Origin of the sequence: Paenibacillus sp. GYB004 (genome assembly GCF_036577605.1) — a bacterium.
In the GTDB taxonomy this organism is placed as follows: Bacteria; Bacillota; Bacilli; order Paenibacillales; family NBRC-103111; genus Paenibacillus_AB; species Paenibacillus_AB oceani.
Window position 1 is genome coordinate 24,286 of the sequence record NZ_JARBDB010000039.1, and the last position, 19,953, is coordinate 44,238.

The window sequence follows — 19,953 nt, forward strand, 5'->3', positions numbered from 1 at the left end:
GGAATGGCTTCAGCGCGGGCATGGAGTTGTTCCCAAAAATCCGCTATCGGTGTATAATCATCTTATAAACCGAGTGGAAAAGAGGGGATTGGAATGAGCGATAAGCCCGAATTCATTCCGAGGCCGCTAGTCCGGACGAATCAGTGGGTGATCGTATTGTCGGTCCTGGCAACCTGGATCACCGGAGTGTACTGGATATTAGTCATTCCGCTTCTGGCCGGGTCGCTGGGCGTGCTGTTCGATTTCAACCCGATCATGAGGCTGGCCAGGCTATTTCTGCGAAAGTCTGCTTCCGCCTATATTCCGGAGGATAAGGCCGAGCAGCGGTTCAATCAGATTTTGGCGGCGAGCTTTCTGCTGATCGCCTTGGCTGCGTATTCGTTCCAATGGACGGCGATTGCCTATACCTTTACAGCCATGGTAGCATTGGCTGCGATTGTTGCGATTATGGGATTTTGCGTCGGATGTTTTGTGCGTTACCAGTGGATTCGGTACCGGAACAAGGCCGGTTTCTAAGAAGTGTTCGGTTGGAACTGCCGAGTGACTGTAAACCGGAAGCTGAACGGACCGGGGTGGCGATTCGCCTCCGGAAGACGGCCGAAGTCACACATAACCTAAAAAAGTCTGGAGCCCGTACGGCGCGATGCCGTGCGGGTTTATAACGTTTCCCGGCATTTTCCCCATATTCGTTTGGTAGATCGCCTTAACTGTTTGGCAGATGCTCCAAGTTTCGAAGCCGATCTTCGAGGTAAACTGAAAGCGGGAAGCCGGAAGGCTTTACAAACGTTACAAGGAGTACGCTTACTTCTATCGGGTGTTCAAAAAATTCGAAGGAACCTCACCCCGGAAGTTTCAAAACCGGACGTAAAAAACTAATAAAAGTGCGAAATCGCCCATACCTTCCGCCGTCCGGCTCATCTAAAGTAAGGGTGTCCGCCGGTTACGACCGTCTGATCTGCTGACGGTATTTGCCCGGAGAGATTCCTTCCAACTGCTTGAACAGTTTGTTGAAGAAGCTCAGGTCGTCGAACCCGACCTCCTGGGCGATCTGCAATATTTTGCCGTCCGTGCCGGCGAGCAGCTCCTTGGCGATGCGGATGCGGATCTCGTTGCGGTATTCGATAAACGTCTTGCCGTTATATTGCTTGAACTTGGAGATGAACGCGGACTGGCTCATACCGCACATCTGGCTCACCTGGGCGAGCGACAGAGGGCTGGAATGATGCAGCTCGATAAATTCGCACACCCGCTCCATCACCTTGCTTTCCGATGCCATAGCCGTCATCGGACGGTGCAACTGCAGCTCGTAGCAGCGGCTTAAGTAGACGAACAGCTCGATCAGCCGGGTTTTCACCAGAATCCGATAACCGAGCTTCTTGTCCTTATATTCGGCGGTCAGCCGGTCAAGCAGCAGCTTCATCTCGATCCGCTGATGCGTATCCAGCATCAGGTGGGACTGGAATTGAACCGATTGCCGCAGAAACGGCTCCACGTAAAAAAAATCGACGAACGGCGTCACGAGGGAAAGCGTTTGAAGCTCGTTTTCGAGAAAGGACGCATGGAACAGGATGTTGTACACGAGGAGACTGCCTCCGGAGGCGACCTGATAGGCGTGCTCCGCATCCGGCTCGATAATGAACACGTCGCCTTCGCGGAGCGGGTACCGGTCCCCGCGGTATTCGTGATAGCCGCTGCCTTCCGCAATGTAGACGAACTCGATAAATTCGTGGGAGTGTGGCTCCACGACCTGATTGGCCTTCAGCACATACGGCCCCGTATGAAACGGAAAGTCCGCGCTTTCCAAATAATCGGCGTTATGGAATCGAGTCATGCCAGCACCTCCCGGCCCGGTCGGGCCATTCTTTTTTTAAAATATATCACAGATTGGGAAGCTGTACAGACGTTCTTCCTTATCGAGTGGATCGAGCGCTACTCCGCGGTGACGTGCGGGTATGAGCCATCGCGGCCATGCCGACGAAAATGCGGTTCTAATGTCGACCGAGCTGCTGCATTTTCAGTCGTTCGGTGGAATCGTCTATGAGTTTCGTCACCGTGCTGACTCCTGTGGAGGCGTCCGGCAGGGGGACGGACCGGATCGGGACGGATGCGGACTTCGCCTTTGTGGAGGAGGAGGGGACGGGTCCGGCGTGCTACGGCTTTGTGAACGGGTGCGGCTTGAGGCTCGACGGTACGGACGTACACCGGACGCCGGTGTTGTCTTATTATCAGTTCCCGCTCGGGAAGTATACGACGGGGGATCACCGATGGCGGGCGTGGTCCGGCCATGCGGCAGGAACAACTTAAAGGGAATGCGGAGGGCTGTTGCAGATGAACTATCGCACATTCGGTTCGACAGGATGGAACGTTTCGGAGATCGGTTTCGGCGGATGGCAGATCGGGGGAGGAGGCGCATTCGGCGCAGTCGATGACGACGAATCCGTCCGTACGCTGCTTGAAGCGTGGGAGCAGGGAATCAATCTGGTGGATACCGCACAAATGTACGGCAAAGGCCATTCCGAGGAAGTGATCGGCAGGGCGCTGAAGGAGTGGAGCGGCGGCCCTATTTACATCGCAACGAAAGTACAGCCGGTGCAGTGGCCTCACCCGAGGGAAGACGATCCGGAGATGGCCGGCCGGTACCCGGCCGAATATGTGCGCGAGCAGTGCGAGGCCAGCTTGCGCAGGCTCGGGGTGGAAGCGATCGACTTGTACCAGCTCCACGGCTGGTTCCCGAAGGGGCTGGAGCAGACGGAGTGGCTGGAGGCGCTGCGGCAGTTGAAGCGTGAAGGGAAAATCCGCGAGTTCGGCGTATCGATCCGGGATTACCGGCCGGAGGACGGGATCGCTCTGGCCCGTTCCGGACTGGCCGCTTCGCAGCAGGTCGTCTACAACTTGTTCGAGCAGCGTCCGGCGGATGAGCTGTTTCCGGCGTGTATGGACAGCGGAACAGCCGTGCTGGCCCGCGTACCGTTCGACGAAGGGTCGCTGATCGGCAACTGGACGGCGGATACGTACGACACGTTTGCGCCGGGCGATGTCAGAAGGGTTTATTTCAAAGGCGAGCGGTTCCCCAAGACGCTGGAGAAGGTTGCACAATTAAAAGCGGCGCTGGCCGAGGCGCTTCAATTGCCAGAAATCAATATGGCGGAGATGGCGCTTCGCTTCTGCCTGTCGCATGAAGCGGTAAGCTGCGTCATACCGGGGATGAAAAACCGGAGCGAATTGTCGGCGAACCTGCGTGTATCGGGTATGGAGCCGCTAAATCCCGAATTGCTGGAGCTGCTGCGGTCGTTTAATTGGCCGAGAAACTTCCATAATCCCGATACGGTCGTGTAGAGGCTGATGCAAATAAACGGATGCTGGTGAGGAGACGGCTCCCGGAGAAGGGGGCCTCTTACTTGTGCCGATATTCAGCAAGTGTGCCAGTCGCTTTTCGGGGCCACTCAGCTTTCTGCCCTGCTTCAAGCGGGGTCAGCGAAGCTAACCATGAGCTGCTCGCAAGAAGGAGGGTAACGGGCTGGCTTCTATTGGAGTCGAGTGGATCCCATGAAATCTCGTCAGCGAGCGGCTGGAGCCCATGCACTCATTCCCTCCCACAACCAACATAGGGTTTCCGCTGCACGTCAAAGGACCGTCCGGGACGCTTTTTTACCGGGCGGTTTTTCATAAGAGCTAAGAAAGGTGAAGTTTCAGCGAAGCTGAATCCTTTCTGCTTGTAAGAAAAGCTACCGATCACGCCGAGTCATTTAACCGTGGGAAAGGTTTTGTTTAGTTGTGTAGAAGCTTTATAGCTCGAGCGAATATACGAGCGCAGAGTCCACCACCGCAACGATAACGAAGAGAAGCGCCAGTCGGGGATGGCCCGAGGCGTACAGGGCGGCGGCAGCCGAACCGAAGACGGCGGCTTCGAGCAGGATGCGGATCGGGATGGCTACGGGGAAGGAAGCCTTCGGTGCGATGAAGGCGCCCCAGAGTACCGCAGCGGCCAGAGGCGCGCCGAGCCCGAGCAGCAGCTTCATGAGCAGCCCGCCGCCCGCCCCGGCGCGAAATCCCCAATACCCGAGGGCGGCCAGAGCGGCTAGTTCGAGCAGAAAACGGACGGCTAATATAAGCATGGAGACGATGGACATGGCGGGACCTCATTCATGAGATTAGGTCCGGATCGTTTGGAGTCCGGCAATAAACGTATCCACCAGCAGACGAAAGGTGACGTCCAGATCAAGAGGCAAGCCGAAGGCCCCCTTCTGCTCCAGCGAGGCAAAACCGTGCAGCACGCTGCGCAGGCAACGAACCGCATGGAGCGCTGCGTCTTCCGTCATATTATAATCTTCGAAAAGAGCGACGAGCAGCCGGACGAGTTTGCCGCCGGCTTCGACAACCTCCGGGTGTCCGGGGTCCGGGGCGCGCAGCGTTAGCTCGTATACGCCGGGTCTCGCACGGGCGAAAGCCAGATAAGCGGCGCTCATCGCACGGATCGCGTCGTCGCCGGTCAAATCCGTCACCGCGCTATGGGTCGTGGCGTACAATTGTTCGAGTCCGTAGACGGACAGCTTCATGCGCAGTCCGGGCAAGCCATCGATGTGGTTATATAGCGACGGGGTGCGGATATTCAGCTTCTTGGCCAGCGCGGCCAGCGACAGCTCGTCGATGCCCTGCGTATCGGCGATATCCGCAGCGGCCAGCAGGAGTGTCGTCAGATCGAGTCCGATTCGGGGTGACATGGCGGTTACACCGTCCTTTCCGACGTGTTCGGGCGCAGCTTGGTTTCGGCTTCGGCGATAGCACGGTTGATGTCGGCCAGCGGCTCGTGTTGCATCCTGCCATGGCCGACGGCCAGCAGAGCGGGGGAGAGCGCCGCCAGCTTCCTCGCGCTATCCAGTGCCGCTTGCTTATTCCAGGTGGCGAGGGCCGGGAACGGAAACAGCGGCTTCACCTGTCCCGAGACGGCGACTCCGCCTCTAGTCTGCATGGCGTCGCCGGCGATCAGGGTGCGGCTGCGGGTATCGAGGAACGCCATCGAGCCGGGCGTGTGCCCCGGAACCGATACCGCCAGCAGCGAGCCGACCCGGTCGCCGTCCCGCAGCATGATGTCGGCGCGTGTCTTCAGTTTCTTGGGAACGCCGCCGCGTATCGGTGAATTCGGCTCGTCCGGCTCGAGCGAGACGTCTCCGGCCAGCAGCCGGGCGTCTCTGGATGAGATATGGACCGGCACGCCGGGCAGTGATCCCTTAAGCGCGTCCAGCGCGCCGACATGATCGTCGTGGGCGTGCGTCAGCACGATTCGCGTGATCGGCTTGCCGATCTTGGCGGCAGCTTGCAGGATAGCCGATGCGCTGTAAGGCAAAGCGGCGTCGATCAGCGTTAAGCCGTCTTCCTCCTCGACCAGATAACAGTTGACAGGGAACAAGTGCGGGATAAAGGTTAATTGATATAGGGTCCCAATATGTGTTGTTTTCATCGTCCGGATCTCCTTTTCGGATCAAAACTAATGTTGTTAGTTTTACTATAACTAATGATATTAGTTTTTGCAACTCTTTATTTTTTTATGAAAAAAACCGGATTTCAGACTGCTTGGAAGCAGCCCGAAATCCGGTCAGGCGAGTTGTTAAGGAGCGGATATAAATCCGGCGCAGACGAGCATGCGGTGGACGATCGCCGCCGCCTCCGCCCGGGTAATGGACTTGGAAGGCTGAAGCTCTCCGGGTGCGCTGCCTGCGAGAACTCCTTCCTTCATCGCACTTGCGAGTACCTCTCTTGCCGCGAGGAAGACTCCGGTGCGATGTGGTCCCGCTGCAAGCTGTAACCTCGTCCTCAAGCCGGGACCAGTAGCTCTTCAGCTCCTCGCGGATCGCTTCGAGCACTCCCACACCGAGCCGCAGATCGCAGGGGGGCCTGGACGAGAGCAGGCTGGCCGGCGCATCCCGGACAGACGGACGGGACGGAACTACCGATAATTGAAGGACTTCTCCACCGTTCCGTCTCTCCTGTGTACGATAACGCAGATGTTCTCGTCGGAGGCGATCTGCTTCGCTTTATTTTCCGCCGCCTCCTTGGTGGGGGCGACTGCCTCCGGCTGCCGGGAGCCTTGCCGCTTGATCGCCCAGCTTCCTTCATGCGGGACTACCCGGAGATTGATCGCAGCGCCGGAAGCGGCATCCTGCTCCGGATGGTTCTCGTTCCACTCCTTGGCCTGGGACGTTGCGATCGCGATCGCTCGTCCCTCCTCATAACCCTCCTCCAGCAAAGCGTTGGCAATTTCGACCGCTTTTCCGCGGACGCGGGGTTCGAAATTTTTCAGCGACGGCGGATAATTGCGTTTCGTCCATGGCATAGCTGTACGCCTCCTTCAGCTTATCAAGTCCGGAAGCCCGGTATCGTACATCACTTACCCGGTGCGGGAGTGGTCCAAACAACGGGACGATCTTCGCTTTGCCGCAGCAAGCCCGGCGAATCCCTGTCGAGGAGAAACCGAATGCCGGCAAGCGCTGCGCCCGGCGGGAGGGGAAAACACCTTCTTTTCGTGTCTAACGGGCCGGTCTTATGGCAACAATGGCTATCGTACGCCCCGGGCAGATTGGAACTTAAGGGAGGATGGGTGGGCCGTGCTTCGGACAGACAAGCTATCGCCATTGCAGATCTACTTCATGCTCATCCTGGTTGTCGGTCTAGTAAACCACGTAACGATTATACCGCTGCTGCTTCAAGCATCCGCCAAAGACGCCTGGATGGGCGTGCTTCTGTCGCTGGGGCCGCTGATGCTCTGGGTGCTGCTGATCGCCTATATCGCCAAAGCGACCCATCAGCGGAACTTCATGGGCTGGCTTCGCGATCGTACCGGCGTGTGGCTGTCCAGTCTCGTCGCCGCTCTGTTCTCCCTGTATCTGTTTGCCAACGCTTATATTACGTTCAAAGAAACCATTATGTGGATTCAAGTCACGTTTTTACCGCAGACACCGATCACCGTCACAGGCAGCGTTCTGCTTACTTTATGCTACTACTCTTCCAGAAAAGGCATCAAATCGCTGGCGATCGCATCCGGTTTCTTGCTGCCGGCCGTTCTCGTGTTCGGCTATTTCGTGATGGGGAGCAACTTTCAGTTCAAACGGTACGAGCTGCTGTTCCCCCCTTTTATGAATGGCGTCATGCCTACGGTGAAATCGGCGCAGTACGTCGCGGCAAGTATTATGGAGCTGATCGTCCTGCTGATTCTCCAGCATTATCTGATCTCTTCCTTGAAACGGACTCACTTGTTCGTCCTGGTGCTCGTCATGGGCGGTCTGACGATCGGTCCGCTGATGGGAGCGATTGCGACGTTTGGGCTGGAATCCGTGCAACTGCGCTATCCGTCTTATGAGCAGTGGAGACTGGTTACGATCGGAAGCTACATTGCCCATGTCGATTTTTTGTCTATCTACCAATGGTTGTCCGGAGCGTTCGTGCGTATTTCGCTTATGGTACTGCTCATCTCCGAAGTATGGCGGATCAAGGCGCCGCGCCAAAAAAACGGATTCCAATTCGGACTATGCGGGCTGCTTCTCGTGCTCGTTGTCGCGCCGCTAAGCGATACCGGATTTCTTAAGCTGTTGACGGGGTACTATACCACGGTATTCTGGTATTTGCTCGCGTTGTCCCTGCTTCTCTTCCTGATCGTATACATCCAAGCACGCAAGAAGGGGGAATCCCAATGAAACCGCAGTGGAAAAAATGGTTAACCCGGCACCGAAGGCCCGTACCGGATATTCTACGCGATGTGGAGGAGGAACCGGGACTTGGCCGCCTTTCCGACTGGGATGAAGCGAGCTTGCGCGACTACTTCAAGCTGTCGGCGGATATTGTGGTTCAGTCGTACGTTTACGGCGAACGGGGCGATAAAAAAATCGTGCTGGTGTTTTGCGAGGGACTGGCGAGCCGGACGCAAATCACCGATTTTGCACTGCCTGCTTTCGAAGAGGTGATGAACCGTGAGGAGGAGCCTGCACGGATTGCGGCCGAGCTGAGAAACAAGCTGCAGCTCAGCGAAGCGACCAGCGACCGCGAGTGGATGAGACGTCTGTTAAGCGGAGAACTGATCGTACGGCTGAGCGGATCGGATCTGATGTTCACGCTCCATATATGCGACGTACCGCAGCGCGCACCCGACGAATCGACAACGGAAATCTCGATCAAAGGTCCCCGCGACGGCTTCACGGAGGAACTTGCCACCAACGTCGCGCTAGTCCGCAAACGGCTGAGAACGACCAAGCTGCATAACGAGGTATTCGTGATCGGAACGGAGAGCCAGACGGCGGTATCGCTGCTGTATTTGCAAGGAGTTACCAAACCCGATCTGGTGGAGGAGGCGCGCAGACGGCTGAATCATTTCGAGATTGACGCCTTGCTCAGCAGCGCGCAGCTGGAGGAAGGGATTTCGGACTCCTCCTATTCGCTTTTCCCGCTTCTCGATTATATAGGCAGACCCGATTTTATCGCCCAGGTTCTGCTGAAGGGCAGGCTCGCCATCTTGGTGGACGGATCTCCGATGGCGCTGATCGCTCCTACTAATATGACGGCTCAGTTGAAATCGCCGGAGGATCTGCATTTTCCGTTTTATTTTGTTACGTTTGAGGTTTTCCTGCGCGTGACGGGACTGCTTGTATCGATACTGACGCCGGGATTTTTGATCGCCTTGATCTCCTTCAATATTGACCAGCTTCCGTTTCCGCTAATGGCGACGATCTCCAACTCGAGGTCCGGTCTGCCATTGTCCGCTCCCATGGAGATTATTCTCATGCTCATGCTGTTTGAGATTTTCCGGGAGGCCGGGCTGCGGCTCGCCAAAGGATTGGGACAAACAATCGCGGTTGTAGGCGGGCTGATCATCGGCGACGCCGCGATCCGCGCCGGACTGACATCGCCGACGATGCTGTTCGTGGCGGCCGCTACGGGAGTGTCCACGTTTATTCTGGTCAATCAATCGCTCAGCGGCACTGTCAGCCTGATGCGCCTGTTTACCTTGCTGTGCTCGTCCCTGCTGGGCATGTTCGGTTTTTTTATTAGCATGTTTACGATCGTTATTTATTTATCGGGCCTGAGGTCGTTCGGAGTCGGTTATCTGGAGCCGTTATCCCCGGTCTCTTTCCGCGATCTCATCCCGGCCCTGATGAAGCCGCCTCTGAAGAAAAAGCGGGAAATTCCGAATATGCTGAGCAAGGACCCTCATCCTGATCAGGAGGGGAGCAGATCGTGAAGAGAACTTTGGTGAGGCTGATGCTTGTGCCTCTTCTGCTGCTGGCCGGAGGCTGCTGGGATATGCATGAGATTCAGAATATCAGCTACGTGACCGCTCTAGGGGTCGATTACGAGAAGGGGGAGTTTACGGCATACGCCCAATTGATCGATTTCGCTTCGATCGCCAAGCAGGAAGGAGGGCGAAAGCCCGGGCCGACGCTAGTGTGGGTAGGGAAAGGGAAGGGCAAAACTTTAAACTTGGCGATGAACGATTTGTACAAAACGGCACAGGGGCGGATCATGTGGAGCCAGCTTACGCTGATCGTACTTGGAGAGAATGTACTGAAGCAGGGGATCTCCACGTTTAAAGATGCGATTAGCCGTTACCGGGAAATCCGTTTTACTCCCTGGATGTTCGGAACTAAGATGCCGATTGAGGAGTTGTTCGTCGTTCCGGCCTTTTTCGAGCTGACTCCGCTCTCCACGTTATCTCATAAACCTAAGGAGACGTACAGCCAGTTTTCCCGGGTCGTTCCCGTCCGGTATGTGACAATGCTGTCGGACCTTCGGGAGCCGAGTAAGACGATGATCCTGCCGAGTCTCGACATAATGCCCGACCAATGGGAAAAAAACGGAAAGCCCGAAACCAAAATGTATATAGACGGAGTATTTGCGATTCACCGGGAAAAATTGCTGGGCTGGCTCGATAACGACCGGTTGTCCGGGCTGCGCTGGATGACCTCCCAAACTTCGCGGACTCCTCTGCTCATCGAGGAAGAGGGGGAGCTGCTCGCCGTGCTGTCTATGGAGGACCCGCGCATTCATGTGAATGATTATAAAGAGAACGGGCGCTATTTCTACAAGATTAAACTGTCCATCGAAGCCAATCTGGTCGAACAAGTCGCGTCATCGGACGAGGAGAAGCTGAAAGAGATAGCAGAGAAGCTGATCCGGGAAGAGATTGAACGCACATTCCGCAGCGGAATCGCGATGAAGGCCGATTTGTACCAGCTCGAATACTACACTTACAAGAGCCACTACAAGGATTGGAAGAGGATGGGGGCAAAGGGATTTCCGCTGCGGAAGGACTCGATCACCGATGTTGAAGTGTCGGTCCGGATCCGCCATGCGGGAATGATCAGAGCAACTTAGGAAACACCGGTCTAAGCTGCATGACGATAAAGGCTGCAGCAGCAGCCTTGAGCGCGTCGAACGGCAAGTACGGATAGCAGCCGAGCAGCATCGCCTTGCTTAGCGGCACGTTCAGCTTGTACATCAGCCAGGGGACGCCCGTTACATACAGGAGCAGGGAGCCGAACAGTTCGATTACGAGGAACATCGCGACATAAGCGGCCCAGCCTGTTCCTTTAATCCGGTTGACGAACCAGCCGATCAGCATGGCGCTGACCGGAAACATCCAGATAAAGCCTCCGGTCGGACCGAGCAGCAGTCCCAGCCCCCCTTGTCCGTGAAGCAGCGGGAGTCCGAGCGCCAGCAGCAGGACGACGGTAAACATGCTGAAGAAGCCGTAATAAGCCCCAAGCAAAGCTCCGGCCAGCATGACGGCCATATTTTCCAGTGTGATCTGCACCGGAGAGAAAGAAAAACGGATCTGGATATAACTCATGGCGACCAGTAGGGCGCCGAACAGGGCGCTGAATACGATGCCTTTCACAGTTAGCGGCGTGCGGCCCGATTTCATCGTGGTTAACTCCTCTCTTTCTCGAAAGCGACCGGTTATGGTACCATATTCGAAGTTACAGGATAGGCATAAGCCTGTCAATGCGGATTCGGAAAGGGGCCTATGCCGGTGCGGCCATTGTGGAGGTTGGATAACGCGGAAGTGACGGTTCAGGCTGCAAGCGGACCGAGAAAGGTTCTGCAGGGGCTGAACCTAGCTGTCGGAGAGGGCGAATATATCGCGGTCGTCGGACGTAACGGAAGCGGGAAAAGCACGCTGCTGCGGGTGCTCGGAGGATTATGCCCGTTGTCCGGAGGCTCCTTGACGGCGAATGGGGAGGCGAGTCGGCAGCCCGGGTATGTCTTTCAAAATCCGGACGCTCAAATCGTAGGTGAAACGGTGTACGAGGAAGTATGCTTCGGCATGGAAAATCGGGGCGTTCCGCCGGAGAAGATGGCCGAAAGGTTCCGCCGGGCGATGGCAGCTGCGGGTATGGACGTTCATCCGGACACGCCGGTAGAACGTCTGTCGGGCGGCCAGAAGCAGTTGCTGTGCATCGCGGGGGCTATGGTCACCGGAGCGCAGTCGCTGCTGCTCGACGAGCCGGCGTCCATGCTCGACCTGGATACCAGATCGGCCGTGCTCCGGATTGCCCGCGAGCTGCATGAACGCGGCGCCACGATCGTATGGACGACGCAATCGATGGACGAACTCGTCCCTGCAAGCCGGGTCATTGCGCTCGTGAATGGGGGCATCGCGTACGACGGCACGCCTGAGCGGTTTTTCTACGGATCGGCTGGGAACGGCGGAACGTTCGATCCGGCGGAGACGCCCTGCCTGTCGCTCGGGTTCCGGCCGCCTTATGCGATCCAGGTGGCGCACCGGCTGCTTCAGAGCGGCATAGAGCTGGGCGAATGTCCGATGCTTGACGGGCAGCTGAGAAGAGCGGTGACGGAATTATGCCGATAAGGACGGAGAAGGCAACGGTCGTCGCCGAGGATGGCCGCCGGCTGCTGAGCGAGGTGAGCTGCACGTTCGGCAGCGGAGAGCTGACCCTGCTCGTCGGAGCGAATGGAGCCGGGAAATCGACGCTGCTCGATGTGTTGTCCGGACTAACCGCCTGCGAAGGAACGGTGGAGCTGGACGGGGTACCGATCCGGGACGGGCGCCGGCTAAACCGGGAGGCGGCTTACCGGATCGGCCGCCAGTTCCAGTATCCCGAGTCGCAGCTGTTCGCTGCGACGGTGCAGAAGGAATTCGATTATTCGCTCGGTTATATGAAGTTGCCGGACGACGAGAACCGAACCCGCACGGACCGTGCGATGAGCGAGATGGGGTTGGCGGATTCGCTCAAGGGGGAATCGCCGCTGGTGCTCAGCGGCGGAGAGAAACGGAGAGTCGCGATCGCCACCACGCTGGCGGCCGATCCGGACTGGCTGATGCTTGACGAGCCGACGGCCGGGCTGGACCCGGAAGCGGCTTCGAGGCTCGTAAGCGCGCTGCTCAGCCGGAAGGGAAGGCCGTCCGGCGGCATCATCGCCGCCACGCACGATCTCGACCTGCTGCTGCCGGCGGCTGACCGTGTCGTCGTGCTGCGCGAAGGCGGCGTGATCGCGGACATGCCTGCCTCCGAGCTGGCCTTGCGCCCGGACGTATGGGACCGCGCCGGCATCGGCAGACCGGCATCCGCCGAGCTGGCCGGGCAGCTCCGCTTGCTAGGGCTGCCGGTACCTGCGAAGTTTCTTGCGCCGGAGGAAGCGGCCGATCTGATTGCGTGCCGGCTGCGTGCCGCCGGGGGGCGTCCGTCCTCGGAGACGGACGCTTATGGGGAACCGCCCGGGGAAGGGGCGGCGGTGCAACCGGGAGCCGCGCTCGAGCGGGACCGGGAGCCGGAACAAGATCGGGAGCGGGGCAGCGGACGTATAGCAGGCTCGCCGAAACGATTTGTCGAATCGCTCGATCCGCGTGCCAAGTGGCTGTTTATGATGACCTTCTCGATCGGCGTGCTGATCCAGCGCGATTGGCTCGGGTTCGGACTGGGCGCTATAGCGGCTGCGGCGCTTCTGCTGCTGTGCCGGGTGCCGGCGCGGCATATCGTGCCGCTGATGCGGCCGTTTCTATGGTTTGCCGCGGCCTCTGTCGCCGTATCCGGCCTCGGAATCGGGGAGGCGGGTCCGGCTGCAAGCTCTTCCGGCGGCGCATGGGAGCCGGGGGCGGGAGGCGGCGCAACCGAAGCTCCGATCCGCTTTGGCGTATTTACGTTCTCGGCGGCTGCGGCCGGGGTTACGTCGTTCGAGCTGTTGAAGATCGGCTGCGTCATGGTCGCGGGCATCCTGCTGTCGGCTACGACGACACCTTTCGAGATGAAGCGGGCGATCGAGTATGTGCTGCTTCCGCTGCGCTATATCCGCTTTCCGGTCGAAGCGGTGGCGCTGACCGGCTCCTTGCTGCTCCGCTTCATCCCGGTGCTGCGGCGGGAAGCCGTCAAGTTCAACCGGATTGCACGCTCGCGGGGCAAACGGGTGAGGCGCAGCGGAGCGACCCGGCTTCGCGATCTGCCTGCGATGATCGTGCCGCTGCTGATGTCGCTGCTGCAGATGGCGACGGACCTGACCGTCTCGATGGAAGCGCGCGGCTATACCCGGACCGGGCAGCGACGCACCTCCGCCGTGCAGCTCGTTATGAGCCGCCGGGACTGGGCCGTGGTGGCGGTCGCGGCAGTTGTAGCCGCAATACTGGCAGCCGTCGCGATTGGATGAGGCGACGGCTGCATTTTACTTGGCGGCGGTATTCAGTTCGAACTCCCACGGACCGCGGACGACCGTGCGGATTTCCGTGACGTAGATCGTAAGCTCTTGCTGGTCCGGCTCCGCCTCCAGCGTCATATCCTCCATGGCTCGGGTGACTTCGTTCAGCCGGGAGGAGGCTCCTCCGCTTTGGCCTTTTACCGAAAAGTCGGGAAAGAAATGGAGCAGTGATTCCATCTCTGTATCGTCGTGCTGGAGATCGAATTCGATCCGGATCGATCCCGGTACGTAGGAATCGTAAGTGAGCCGCTCCACGCGTTTTACCTTAACCGGGAAACCTAGCAGGTCCCACTGCCGGTTCAGCTCGAGTACGCCCGACTGCGGAAGCGGGATCGTCAGCTTTACCGGCTTCTCCGCACGCCGGACGAGCGCAAGCTCCGGAATATATAGCTTGTAGCCGGCCTCTCCTTGCCCGTTATGCCCGAACATCAATTCATTCGGATTCGGGAAGTTCTCGTCCCGCATATAAGGGATCGGCTCTCCTGCCGGCCCGGTAAGCGTCGGCGCATCGATATTTTCGTAAGAACCGAGGCCGAACGATTCGATTCGGCTCGCGGACGGAAGCTGCGGCACGAGCGTGACTCTCATCTGCCCGTTGCGTTGAGCGGTCGCCACCGCCGTCAAGGTAATCCCGCTTCGTACGTCCGTTACGCCCAGATCCTCGACGCGGTCTACTTTTTCCGGAGGGGTTAGGCGGATCTTCATATCGGAAGGCGTGCCGTCAAACGATACGGACATCTCCTCTGTCACCTTAATAGGCCCTGTGTAATAGAAGCCCCCGGTCCAATCTCCGGCGCTGGCGATCATGCTGGCTTTGAACTCGTACCGGTTGCCGTCCGCGTTAATCAATTCCATCGTTTTGATAGGGGCGGCTGTCCCCGTTAAAGCTGCGGAAGAATGAGTGCTGCCGATCGAGACTCCGCGAATATCGATCCGGCCCGTTCCGTCGAGATGCGCAACCGGTGCGGGCAAAATGTAGAGGATCTCATTGTCCTCGCTGGACTGGACGGTCCCGTAGCCGGGGATGAATTGCAGCATCTTGCGGACCTGTGCGCGGACATCCGGCGACGCATACAAGGCCAGTGCGCCTGCCAGGAGGCATAATCCCGCTACGGCGGCGGCCAGCAGCCGTCTGCGGAGCGGCGATCGGCGCTTTACCGCTTCCGAGGACAACGGGGCTTCTGCGGCTGCGGGCGTATCGGGGGCGGCTGCCGTGTCGCTTCCGGGAGAGAGGGCCGGGTTCGCTGCCAGGCCGAGCTTGGCGAACGTTCTGGACCGGATGCGGTCAAGCGCCTGCGCATCCAGCCGGGCTTCCTCCCGGGAGGGCTCTACGTCGCCGAAGCGGTCCGCTGCGGCTTCCGGCTCCATGGAATCGGCCAGGCGGAACAACGTTTTTTCCTCGTTAGCGTTCATAAGCTCTCCTCCTCCATCCGGTCCGGCATCCGCTGCCGGAACAGGCTGCGAATCCTCGCCAGTCTGCGCTCCACCGCTTTGGGCGTCAATCCCGTACTTCCCGCAATCGTGTCGACCGGTTCGTAGTACAGATACCGTTTGACAAAAATGGTTCGGTTCAGTGGTTCGAACGAGTCAGCGATCCGCATCACCTCTTCCCACGTTTCCTTAGCCAGCACCCGTTCCTCCGTCCCTTGTCCGCGATCGGCCGGCTCCTCCGCTCCCGTTTCCGCTTCTGTCCGGTCCCGCCATGAGGCGAGCTTCCGGCGGTAGTCCAGCGACTTGTACTTGGTCAGCATGAACAGCCATACTTGCAGCGTTCCTTTTGCCGGATCGAATTGCCCGATTTTGTCCCATGCGGTCAGGAACACGTCGCTGACGCATTCCTCGACGTCTTCCTTTCTATAGTCAGAGGCCAGAATCCGTTCGGCCAGCCGGTACAGGCTGTCGGCATACGCCTCGATGAGCTGTGCCAGAGCTTCGGTATCCTTCCGCTTGAGCCGCTCGGCCAGCCGGTCGTCGTTTCTAGGTTCCATAGGCGCTCGAAGCTCCCCTTTGTGAGATGAAAATGATGACCTTTATAGAGTACTACGCAAGCTCCGAAGAAAATCCCCCGTCGCAATATCACATTTGATGCGCTGCTGAAGAGAAGCGGCTGACGAACGGACAGCTGAGCAGCAGGGCAGCGATCAGCGGCGATCCGACCGAATGCTCGACGGCGAAAGCGAAGGGCAGGGGAATGCCAAAAAGCGTCCCGCCCCGCCAATCGGCGGAGGAAGGACGCTGGAGCAGGCACGGAAGATTAGTCCGGTTAAATATAAGTAGAACGAACTTTTGCAGCAACAGACGCTCCGTATCAAGAAATCACTTTGAGCCAAGCGCGGTCGTACCGCCACTCCACCTCTACCGGAGCCTGGAAAAAGTCGGTTAAATAATGCGAGGTCAGTACGTCTCGCGTAGGGCCGGCCTGATAAACCTCGCCCGAGCGGATCAGCAGCGCCTTCGTGAACGCCGGTACGATTTCCTCGATATGATGCGTGACGTAGATGAGCGTCGGCGCGTCGGGGCTGGAGACGAGCTCCTGTATGCTCGACAGCAGCTGTTCCCGCGAGAACACGTCGAGGCCGTTGCACGGCTCGTCCAGAATAAGCAGGCGCGGAGAGGCCATCAGCGCTCTGGCGATGAGCACCTTCTGCTTCTCGCCTTGCGAGCAGGAATGATAGTGCCGGTCGTACAGATGCCACACGCCGAGCTGCTTCATCAGCTGTTCGGCCCGCTGGGCGTCTTCTTCGGACGGTTTGTCGTACAGGCCGATAGTTGCGTACTTTCCGCTCAGCACGACATGCTGGGTCCGGTCGTTCATGTGCAGCTTCTCCTGGAGCGAGGAGCTGACCCAGCCGATCGATTTGCGCAGCTCTCGCAAGTCTACAGTTCCGTACAGATGTCCCAACACCGAGACTTGACCCTCCGTCGGCCAAATATAACCGGTAATCATATTAAGCAGCGTCGTTTTGCCTGAGCCGTTTAATCCCAGAACTGCCCAATTCTCGCCGTTCGCTACCTGCCAATCGATATGGTTCAGTACGGTTTTATTATCGCGGTTCCACGTGATGTTGCGTACGTCTATAACCAGACTCATGCGGCTTCACTCCCCGAATGATTTTTAATAAGCTTGATTGTACCACAAAGGCAGAAAGCCGGAATACAAAGCAAGGGAAAAGTTGACAGGGTAACGGGCGTTAGTTAGCATTATAAATAATATAGGTCGTTGCATAACGCGTGAGTGCGTGCCCGCCCTTACTGTTTGTGTCCTCCGCAGCGTATGAACACTTCTAAATCGACTTGCAAAGGAGTGCAGCCTAGTGGCGATGACAACCGATTCGATCTTCTACCAGGATATGGACGGGAAACCGATTGAAAGTCCGAATAAGATCAAAATTATGGATATTTCCATCGAGCTTTTTTCCCGCAAAGGGTTCACCGGCGTATCGATCCGCGATATTACGAAGGAAGTCGGCATTAAGGAGAGCTCGCTGTACAACCATTTCCGCAGCAAGGAGGAACTGCTCTCCACGATTTTCTTTAATTTCCGGCGTTCCATCTTGCGGATTTTACCGCAGGAGGACCATCTTGGCGGTATGCTGCAGTCCGTGAGTCCGGAGCTTTTCCTGAAGCAAAGCTTGGCGGGCTTGATGAAACATATCGACGACCCGGTCATGGCCAAAGTGTGGCGGATGATGTATCTCGAACAATACCGGGACCCGATGGTTCGGGATATTTATTTAAACGACATAGTCGGGAACATGTTGAAGTCGCTGGAAAAGGTGTTTTCGATCTGGATCGCTGCGGGGCGCATCCAGCCAGCCGACGCGCGCATCTTGGCGGCGGAGTATCAATACCCGTTGTTTGCGATGATCGGCGTTTATGTTTTGCTCAGGGTGGACGGAAGCAGCACGTGGGATATCGAGACGGGGATGCGCGAACACGTCGATTATTTCGTCAGCAAAATCATCGTCTAAGGCGGACGCGGCAAGAGGGCACCGCAACTAATGAACCGCGCACTCGTCTAAACGGATATATCCAAGAATGTTGGGAGGGACAGGCGGTATGACAAGAAAACGCAGGCTCGCTATCCTTGTTTCTGCGGCTATTCTGCTGGGATCGGTCTGGGCGTCTGAGAAGGCGGAGGCCGGATCGACTCTTTCGACGTCGGTTACGATCTCGGAACAGACGGAACTGTTCGATCGTCCGGAAGAAGGCGGGACACCGGTCGGGGCGCTTGCGGCTTTTCAGTCTTTGGAGGTCGATTGGACCGGTCGCGAAGATCCGGCTCAGCTCGGCAACTGGATTCGGGTAAAGACATGGCTTGGCGCGAAATGGATTCGGGACGACGCCTCGGTGTTGTATGGGGGATATGCAGAAGAGCGGAAGGAAGTGACTTTACTGAACACCGTGGCGCTGTATGACGGGCCGGACCCGGCCAGGGAAACCGGAGCTTCCATCGGGCCGCAGCAGCTTCACGTGACGGGAACCGTCGCATACAGTCCCAAATATGCCGATACCGCCCGTCAGTTCAGTGCGGGCAGCGGCACGTGGTACCGGGTGAAGACGTGGCTCGGAGAGAAGTGGATCAAGGACCCGGCGATTTTGGAACATGTGCCGGTATGGAAGAAGTCGTATGCGATGAAGCTGACCGGTGACGAGACCGCCTATCCGGTTCCTTACGAAACGGAAGGAAAAGGCGAGAAGGTTGCCGCCGGAGTCGTCCAAGTGGTCGCCTTCGGATGGGAAGGCAAAGGACCATGGTCGCCGTACTGGTATCAGATCGAATGGAAGGGCGGCACACGTTGGATCACGCCCAAGCACGAGGCGCTCAAATATTACCGGACGATGGATAAGGCGCTCGAGATCGGAACGGAAGTGTACTACTCCGACAAACCTTACTCGTATGCTACCGGGGAGGACCATCTGCTGGCTCCCGGCACTTACCAGACCGTGGAAGCGACCGGAGAATGGGTGCGGCTCCAATCGGACGACGGCCCAAGATGGATCAGTCTGAGAGCGCTGCTGGACGATCCGCAGCAGATCGTGTCTACGGAGGAAGAAGTAGAGGTCGATGCGAATACGGAAAGCTACTACTTCCCGGTCGGAGGAGAACGCCTCCATGGCAAAGGGCACTATAGCGGGGAGAAGGTACGTGCTTACGAGACTTGGACGGCCTCCTACGGAACGGTCTGGTACAACCTGGCTTCGGGAGAAACCGAATGGGTCCAGGCGAAGCCCGCCGAGTAAGCGGAGCATGGTAGCTCCTGGTGCCCGCGGATCATGAGCGGGCATGGGCGTATTTGGCTTTGCGCGCCGAATAAGCGCAAATCGGGTCCCATGCGCCGGAATAAGAGCAAAACCAAAAGCCGACGCTCACAATCAGCGTCGGCTTTTCCACATCAGCCCGGACCAATCGTCCGGTTATTTATACTTCCGCCAGTCCATCCCGCTTTGCTCGAGCAGGTGACCAAAGTCGTTCTCGAGCCGTTTCTGCTCCGCTTTGCGCGCATACTCCGCTTGCTTGCGCAGATCTTCCCTGCGTTTCTCTTCCGCGGCTTTCAGTTCATCGCCTGCGGCCTTGAGCTTCTGGACGACGTCGGGATTCAGCAAATCTTTCAGGGTAGCCGGCTGGTCGCCTGCCGTAGGGGATGGAGCGGGAGCCGGTCTTTTTTTCTTGGCCATCACGTTCACCTCGATTTCTTCCTTGTATCCGCCAGTTTGTCTTCATTATAGCAGGATCGGCCGCCTCACTCTACCGGCTGCAGCGGCTTCATGAAGTAGTAATGCCGACTGCCTCGCGGCGCGTTGTTGATCTCGAACAGAAGCTGAAAGCCGTGCTTTTTGTAAAATTCGGGAGCCTGGAAGCCGAATGTATTCAGCTTCAGGAAGTCGGCGCCTTTGGAGCGGGCCGTGTCCTCGATCGCTTGCAGCAGCCGGGTGCCGTATCCTTGATGGCGATACTGCTCGTCTACCCACAAGATGTCGACTTCCACCCAATTCCAGCATAGGCAGCTAAGCAGTCCTGCGACGATGTCCCCTTGCTCGTTTTTGATGATCAGATGGATCGGCTCGTATGCGGATTTTAGTTCATCGGCGACATGGCGGGCATTATACTCGATCAGCTTTTGTCTGACATACTCGCTTTGGCCTTGATCGGCGCGGACCAAGGAAAGATTATCGGTCATCAGGGGCCTCCATATGGCTTTTTGGTATTAACCATACTTGCATCATTAGCCAAAAGGCAAGGGAAAGATTGGATAT

General features: G+C 57.7%; 22 protein-coding genes. 10 read left to right on the forward strand and 12 right to left on the reverse strand.

Going from position 1 to position 19,953, the window contains the following annotated elements; translation table 11 throughout:
• Positions 1-93 precede the first annotated feature (93 nt).
• Positions 94-516, forward strand: coding sequence for a DUF4395 domain-containing protein (locus PV433_RS16210; protein WP_332073114.1), 423 nt, complete (start codon positions 94-96; stop codon positions 514-516).
• 424 nt (positions 517-940) lie between these two features.
• On the opposite strand, the gene PV433_RS16215 is transcribed toward PV433_RS16210, so the two are convergent.
• A complete protein-coding gene (locus tag PV433_RS16215; RefSeq protein ID WP_332073115.1) occupies positions 941-1,831 on the reverse strand; it encodes a helix-turn-helix transcriptional regulator in 891 nt (296 codons plus the stop codon).
• A gap of 206 nt (positions 1,832-2,037) precedes the next feature.
• On the opposite strand from PV433_RS16215, the gene PV433_RS16220 reads away from it, so the two are divergent.
• Entirely contained in the window at positions 2,038-2,304 is a 267-nt protein-coding gene (locus PV433_RS16220) for a hypothetical protein (protein WP_332073116.1), read from the forward strand.
• Positions 2,305-2,328: 24 nt separating this feature from the next.
• Positions 2,329-3,336, forward strand: coding sequence for an aldo/keto reductase (locus PV433_RS16225; protein ID WP_332073117.1), 1,008 nt, complete (start codon positions 2,329-2,331; stop codon positions 3,334-3,336).
• 449 nt (positions 3,337-3,785) lie between these two features.
• On the opposite strand, the gene PV433_RS16230 is transcribed toward PV433_RS16225, so the two are convergent.
• The 5 genes from PV433_RS16230 to PV433_RS16250 form a co-directional block, all read right to left on the reverse strand.
• Positions 3,786-4,130 (reverse strand): DUF2568 domain-containing protein, encoded by a 345-nt coding sequence (locus tag PV433_RS16230; protein ID WP_332073118.1) that lies wholly within the window; start codon positions 4,128-4,130, stop codon positions 3,786-3,788.
• 21 nt (positions 4,131-4,151) lie between these two features.
• Entirely contained in the window at positions 4,152-4,721 is a 570-nt protein-coding gene (locus tag PV433_RS16235) for a TetR-like C-terminal domain-containing protein (RefSeq protein ID WP_332073119.1), read from the reverse strand.
• Between the two features lie 5 nt (positions 4,722-4,726).
• Positions 4,727-5,458, reverse strand: coding sequence for an MBL fold metallo-hydrolase (locus PV433_RS16240; RefSeq protein ID WP_332073120.1), 732 nt, complete (start codon positions 5,456-5,458; stop codon positions 4,727-4,729).
• Between the two features lie 147 nt (positions 5,459-5,605).
• Positions 5,606-5,734, reverse strand: coding sequence for an S-layer homology domain-containing protein (locus PV433_RS34120; protein WP_442951535.1), 129 nt, complete (start codon positions 5,732-5,734; stop codon positions 5,606-5,608).
• 210 nt (positions 5,735-5,944) lie between these two features.
• Complete coding sequence (locus tag PV433_RS16250; RefSeq protein WP_332073122.1) at positions 5,945-6,331, reverse strand: DUF2188 domain-containing protein; 387 nt, start codon at positions 6,329-6,331, stop codon at positions 5,945-5,947.
• A 271-nt stretch (positions 6,332-6,602) separates the two neighbouring features.
• Here PV433_RS16250 and PV433_RS16255 point away from each other — a divergent pair, with 271 nt between their 5' ends.
• Genes PV433_RS16255 through PV433_RS16265 form a run of 3 tightly spaced genes read left to right on the forward strand, consistent with a single transcriptional unit; the run spans position 6,603 to position 10,359 of the window.
• Positions 6,603-7,688 (forward strand): endospore germination permease, encoded by a 1,086-nt coding sequence (locus PV433_RS16255; RefSeq protein WP_332073123.1) that lies wholly within the window; start codon positions 6,603-6,605, stop codon positions 7,686-7,688.
• Positions 7,685-9,226 carry a spore germination protein gene (locus PV433_RS16260; protein ID WP_332073124.1) on the forward strand — a complete coding sequence of 514 codons (1,542 nt, stop codon included), beginning with the start codon at positions 7,685-7,687 and terminating at the stop codon, positions 9,224-9,226. Before PV433_RS16255 ends, PV433_RS16260 begins: the two co-directional genes overlap by 4 nt.
• Positions 9,223-10,359 carry a Ger(x)C family spore germination protein gene (locus PV433_RS16265; RefSeq protein WP_332073125.1) on the forward strand — a complete coding sequence of 379 codons (1,137 nt, stop codon included), beginning with the start codon at positions 9,223-9,225 and terminating at the stop codon, positions 10,357-10,359. Before PV433_RS16260 ends, PV433_RS16265 begins: the two co-directional genes overlap by 4 nt.
• Here PV433_RS16265 and PV433_RS16270 read toward each other — a convergent pair.
• Complete coding sequence (locus PV433_RS16270) at positions 10,346-10,909, reverse strand: biotin transporter BioY (protein ID WP_332073126.1); 564 nt, start codon at positions 10,907-10,909, stop codon at positions 10,346-10,348. The genes PV433_RS16265 and PV433_RS16270 overlap by 14 nt on opposite strands.
• Before the next feature lie 108 nt (positions 10,910-11,017).
• On the opposite strand from PV433_RS16270, the gene PV433_RS16275 reads away from it, so the two are divergent.
• Together PV433_RS16275 and PV433_RS16280 are read left to right on the forward strand one after the other, a co-directional pair.
• On the forward strand, positions 11,018-11,857 hold the full coding sequence (locus PV433_RS16275; protein ID WP_332073127.1) for an energy-coupling factor ABC transporter ATP-binding protein: 840 nt from the start codon (positions 11,018-11,020) through the stop codon (positions 11,855-11,857).
• Positions 11,848-13,647, forward strand: a complete 1,800-nt coding sequence (locus PV433_RS16280; protein ID WP_332073128.1) for an ATP-binding cassette domain-containing protein — start codon at positions 11,848-11,850, stop codon at positions 13,645-13,647. The genes PV433_RS16275 and PV433_RS16280 overlap by 10 nt, the downstream gene beginning before the upstream one ends.
• Positions 13,648-13,662: 15 nt before the next feature.
• Here PV433_RS16280 and PV433_RS16285 read toward each other — a convergent pair whose 3' ends face one another.
• From PV433_RS16285 to PV433_RS16295, 3 genes are all read right to left on the reverse strand, one after another.
• Entirely contained in the window at positions 13,663-15,108 is a 1,446-nt protein-coding gene (locus PV433_RS16285; protein WP_332073129.1) for a hypothetical protein, read from the reverse strand.
• On the reverse strand, positions 15,105-15,683 hold the full coding sequence (locus tag PV433_RS16290) for a sigma-70 family RNA polymerase sigma factor (RefSeq protein ID WP_332073130.1): 579 nt from the start codon (positions 15,681-15,683) through the stop codon (positions 15,105-15,107). The genes PV433_RS16285 and PV433_RS16290 overlap by 4 nt, the downstream gene beginning before the upstream one ends.
• A 320-nt stretch (positions 15,684-16,003) precedes the next feature.
• Entirely contained in the window at positions 16,004-16,786 is a 783-nt protein-coding gene (locus PV433_RS16295; RefSeq protein WP_332073131.1) for an ABC transporter ATP-binding protein, read from the reverse strand.
• A gap of 229 nt (positions 16,787-17,015) precedes the next feature.
• On the opposite strand from PV433_RS16295, the gene PV433_RS16300 reads away from it, so the two are divergent.
• Together PV433_RS16300 and PV433_RS16305 are read left to right on the forward strand one after the other, a co-directional pair.
• On the forward strand, positions 17,016-17,666 hold the full coding sequence (locus tag PV433_RS16300) for a TetR/AcrR family transcriptional regulator (RefSeq protein ID WP_332073139.1): 651 nt from the start codon (positions 17,016-17,018) through the stop codon (positions 17,664-17,666).
• Positions 17,667-17,754: 88 nt separating this feature from the next.
• On the forward strand, positions 17,755-18,939 hold the full coding sequence (locus PV433_RS16305; RefSeq protein WP_332073132.1) for a hypothetical protein: 1,185 nt from the start codon (positions 17,755-17,757) through the stop codon (positions 18,937-18,939).
• 174 nt (positions 18,940-19,113) lie between these two features.
• On the opposite strand, the gene PV433_RS16310 is transcribed toward PV433_RS16305, so the two are convergent.
• The gene (locus PV433_RS16310) at positions 19,114-19,374 is read right to left on the reverse strand and encodes a YqkE family protein (RefSeq protein WP_332073140.1); all 261 of its coding nucleotides are present in this window, start codon (positions 19,372-19,374) and stop codon (positions 19,114-19,116) included.
• Positions 19,375-19,439: 65 nt separating this feature from the next.
• Positions 19,440-19,877, reverse strand: coding sequence for a GNAT family N-acetyltransferase (locus PV433_RS16315; RefSeq protein WP_332073133.1), 438 nt, complete (start codon positions 19,875-19,877; stop codon positions 19,440-19,442).
• Between the last annotated feature and the right edge of the window lie 76 nt (positions 19,878-19,953).

Bases quoted from the DNA above. Each gene is read 5' to 3' on its own strand.
- PV433_RS16210 (WP_332073114.1), top strand. From the start codon at position 94: ATGAGCGATAAGCCCGAATTCATTCCGAGGCCGCTAGTCCGGACGAAT.
- PV433_RS16215 (WP_332073115.1), bottom strand. From the start codon at position 1,831: ATGACTCGATTCCATAACGCCGATTATTTGGAAAGCGCGGACTTTCCG.
- PV433_RS16220 (WP_332073116.1), top strand. From the start codon at position 2,038: ATGAGTTTCGTCACCGTGCTGACTCCTGTGGAGGCGTCCGGCAGGGGG.
- PV433_RS16225 (WP_332073117.1), top strand. From the start codon at position 2,329: ATGAACTATCGCACATTCGGTTCGACAGGATGGAACGTTTCGGAGATC.
- PV433_RS16230 (WP_332073118.1), bottom strand. From the start codon at position 4,130: ATGTCCATCGTCTCCATGCTTATATTAGCCGTCCGTTTTCTGCTCGAA.
- PV433_RS16235 (WP_332073119.1), bottom strand. From the start codon at position 4,721: ATGTCACCCCGAATCGGACTCGATCTGACGACACTCCTGCTGGCCGCT.
- PV433_RS16240 (WP_332073120.1), bottom strand. From the start codon at position 5,458: ATGAAAACAACACATATTGGGACCCTATATCAATTAACCTTTATCCCG.
- PV433_RS34120 (WP_442951535.1), bottom strand. From the start codon at position 5,734: ATGAAGGAAGGAGTTCTCGCAGGCAGCGCACCCGGAGAGCTTCAGCCT.
- PV433_RS16250 (WP_332073122.1), bottom strand. From the start codon at position 6,331: ATGCCATGGACGAAACGCAATTATCCGCCGTCGCTGAAAAATTTCGAA.
- PV433_RS16260 (WP_332073124.1), top strand. From the start codon at position 7,685: ATGAAACCGCAGTGGAAAAAATGGTTAACCCGGCACCGAAGGCCCGTA.
- PV433_RS16270 (WP_332073126.1), bottom strand. From the start codon at position 10,909: ATGAAATCGGGCCGCACGCCGCTAACTGTGAAAGGCATCGTATTCAGC.
- PV433_RS16280 (WP_332073128.1), top strand. From the start codon at position 11,848: ATGCCGATAAGGACGGAGAAGGCAACGGTCGTCGCCGAGGATGGCCGC.
- PV433_RS16285 (WP_332073129.1), bottom strand. From the start codon at position 15,108: ATGAACGCTAACGAGGAAAAAACGTTGTTCCGCCTGGCCGATTCCATG.
- PV433_RS16290 (WP_332073130.1), bottom strand. From the start codon at position 15,683: ATGGAACCTAGAAACGACGACCGGCTGGCCGAGCGGCTCAAGCGGAAG.
- PV433_RS16295 (WP_332073131.1), bottom strand. From the start codon at position 16,786: ATGAGTCTGGTTATAGACGTACGCAACATCACGTGGAACCGCGATAAT.
- PV433_RS16300 (WP_332073139.1), top strand. From the start codon at position 17,016: ATGACAACCGATTCGATCTTCTACCAGGATATGGACGGGAAACCGATT.
- PV433_RS16305 (WP_332073132.1), top strand. From the start codon at position 17,755: ATGACAAGAAAACGCAGGCTCGCTATCCTTGTTTCTGCGGCTATTCTG.
- PV433_RS16310 (WP_332073140.1), bottom strand. From the start codon at position 19,374: ATGGCCAAGAAAAAAAGACCGGCTCCCGCTCCATCCCCTACGGCAGGC.
- PV433_RS16315 (WP_332073133.1), bottom strand. From the start codon at position 19,877: ATGACCGATAATCTTTCCTTGGTCCGCGCCGATCAAGGCCAAAGCGAG.